Genomic DNA, 2,627 nt, shown 5'->3' with positions numbered 1-2,627 from the left:
TTTCCTTTCAGGTCAGTGGTAGTAATGCGGACCACGCACGTTGGCGTGATCCAGGGGGAGAGCGGTCTGGGCCGTTGCCGTCAGGCGCTTGATGTCCAGGCCATGCTTCAAGATGGATTTCAGGCTGCCGTAGGACAGCGCATTGATGTCGATGGCCCGTTCGCACGCCGCCTCCAGGCGGGCCTCACCATAGGCCTTCGATAGACGCAGAATGCCCAGGCAACTGCGGTAACCCTGTTGCGGATGGCGACGTTGATGCAGGACATGTTCGATGACGGCTTTGACGTGCGGTCCAATACGGCCGGCCCAGTCCAGCAGCCGAGGGGCATTCCAGCCCTGAACGGATTGATGGGCCGGCGTCATGTGGGCATCGACGGTGGTATGCCGCCCCTTCGCCGCACTCCGCACATGGCTGGCGATGCGGTTCCCGCGATGAAACAGTTCGACGGTTGTATTTGTGAAACGGGCATCGACCTTCTGCCGGGCGAAGCGGTAAGGCACGGAGTAGTAATGGCCGGCGATTTCAACGTGGTAGTCGATACCGACCGTCGCCACCTTCCATTCGGCGAATTCGTAACGCGATTCCGGCAACGGGCGTAAGGCCGGGCGGTCCATCTCGGCAAAGGCACTTTCCCGTGACCCCGGCAGTTTCTTGAAGGGGCGGCGATTCAGGGCCTGCATCAGTTCGGCAATGTGCCGATTGAGCTCACTGAGGCTGAAGAATCGCTGATTCCGCAGGCGAGCAAGCACCCAGCGCTCGACGAGCAGAACACCCGCTTCCACCTTGGCCTTGTCTTTCGGGCGATACGGCCGGGCCGGCACGACGGCGGTGGCGTAATGGACGGCCAGGTCGCGATAGCTGGGATTGAGCTCGGGGTCGTAATGGCAGGCTTTGTTGACGCCACTCTTCAGATTGTCGGGCACCAGCATGGCCGGCACACCGCCGAAGAATTCCAGTGCTCGGACATGACTGCCAATCCAGTCCGGCAGTGCCTGGCTCCATGTGGCGTCATAATAGGTGTCCCACGGGGATTTCCTTCGGTCATAATTCGAGGCGCCGAGGACGGCAACGAAGATGGCCGCCTGGCGGATTTCGCCGGTCAGCGGGTCGGTGACTGGAACGGTCGGGCCGGCGTAATCGACAAACAACTTCTCGCCGGGTGTGTGGGTCTGGCGCAGACTGAGCGACAAACGCCCAGCCCAAACTCGGTAGTGGTCGCAGAAGCTGCTGTATTGATAGCCGTCCGGGTGCTCGCTCTTGTACTCCTGCCAGAGCAGGTCGAGCGTCACGCCTTTCCTGCGCAGTTCCCGCTGCACGCCGGCCCAGTCGGGTTCCGGTCGACGGGTTGCCGAGGGCGCCGACGGCGGGTAGAGCAGCGCCTCGATGCCGGCTTCAGATACTCCAGCCGGCAGCGGATAGCTCAATCCGGCCAGTTTCGCCCGACGGAGAATCTCCCCCACCGTCGTCGGTGAGGAATCGACTGCCCGGGCAATCTCGCGGTGACTGCGACCGTCCGCAACGGATAGCCGTAATACTTCAAAAATCTTGCGCATGGATAACCTGCTATTCGCCATGTGGTCCTCGGCAAATGCGCTGAGGGTGCCACGGTTATCCCGCGTGCTACGTTATGACTTTGGGCTGTCCAGATTCCGTCGGAATCGGTGTCCAGTTTGCCTCGGAATCAGTGTCCAGGTTCCGTCGGAATGACTGTCCAGTTTGGGTCGGAATTCGCACATGGCCGGCAGTTTGCGCTGACGCTGCCAATCCACTACCGCCTGGATGAGTAATCAGGTCGCTATACTCAACGGACCAAGCGCCGTTTCGTGAAATCCGAAGCTACCTTTTGCTGCATCCTTGAGGTAGTGTTCGAGGCAGTGGGTTACGCTGCGGAAGGCGATTTCACCCCACGGAATGTCATTCGGCTGCAGCAGGGCAGCCTCGAGGCTTTCATCCCCGGCCGAGTGCTCGGGTGTGGCGAGATGGCCGCGATAGAAGAGATGAACCTGATTTATATGCGCGATGCTGACCATCGCAAATGGCGCTTCAACAATGATCCGTGCGCCAGCTTCCTCGTGTGTTTCACGACAAGCCGCTTCGGCAGTGGTTTCACCATTTTCCATGAAGCCGGCAGGCACCGTCCAGAAGCCACGTCGCGGTTCGATGGCGCGGCGGCAAAGAAGAATACGACCCTCCCAGGTTGCGACGCAGCCGACGATGAGCCGTGGGTTCTCATAATGAACGTGACCGCAACGGCAGCAGACGTGCCTGGGGAGGGTGTCGCCGGCGGGAATCTCGAAGGAGAGGCCAGCACCGCAGTGAGTGCAGAACTTGATCATCGAATGAGCGCGTTCGGGATGGTGCTCGCAGTTTAGCATCGCGCTCGAACGGGACTTGTAAATTGCGACGAGGGCATGGATCAGCTTGCAAATTCGTTACGATACGCGACAAGATGGCTGGCACAAGGAAGGAAATCACCCTTGCAGGTGTTCGCGGGGGCGTCAATCAGGCGCTAGATGTTGCCAACTTCCCGAAGCTTTTTCAGATACCTTGAAATTCGGTGGTCCGTGGGCTGCCTAACGAAGAGGATGGCCGATCACCCGTGATTCTGGCTTGCTGGTCAGATGGA

The 2,627-nt window shown here is 59.9% G+C and carries 2 protein-coding genes; both read right to left on the bottom strand.

The genetic code is table 11. The annotated features are described in order from the left end of the window. Positions 1-12: 12 nt before the first annotated feature. The gene (locus GX466_09040) at positions 13-1,575 is read right to left on the bottom strand and encodes an IS21 family transposase (GenBank protein ID NLH94340.1); all 1,563 of its coding nucleotides are present in this window, start codon (positions 1,573-1,575) and stop codon (positions 13-15) included. A 213-nt stretch (positions 1,576-1,788) separates the two neighbouring features. Continuing rightward, positions 1,789-2,334, bottom strand: a complete 546-nt coding sequence (locus tag GX466_09035) for an NUDIX hydrolase (protein NLH94339.1) — start codon at positions 2,332-2,334, stop codon at positions 1,789-1,791. Positions 2,335-2,627: the final 293 nt, after the last annotated feature.

The organism is Candidatus Cloacimonadota bacterium, from assembly GCA_012516855.1.
Taxonomy (GTDB): Bacteria; Cloacimonadota; Cloacimonadia; order Cloacimonadales; family Cloacimonadaceae; genus Syntrophosphaera.
Note: the sequence above shows the minus strand (reverse complement) of the source record. Positions and strands in the feature narration are given on the sequence as shown.

Coding starts and splice junctions, on each gene's coding strand:
- GX466_09040 (NLH94340.1), bottom strand. CDS start 1,575: ATGGCGAATAGCAGGTTATCCATGCGCAAGATTTTTGAAGTATTACGG.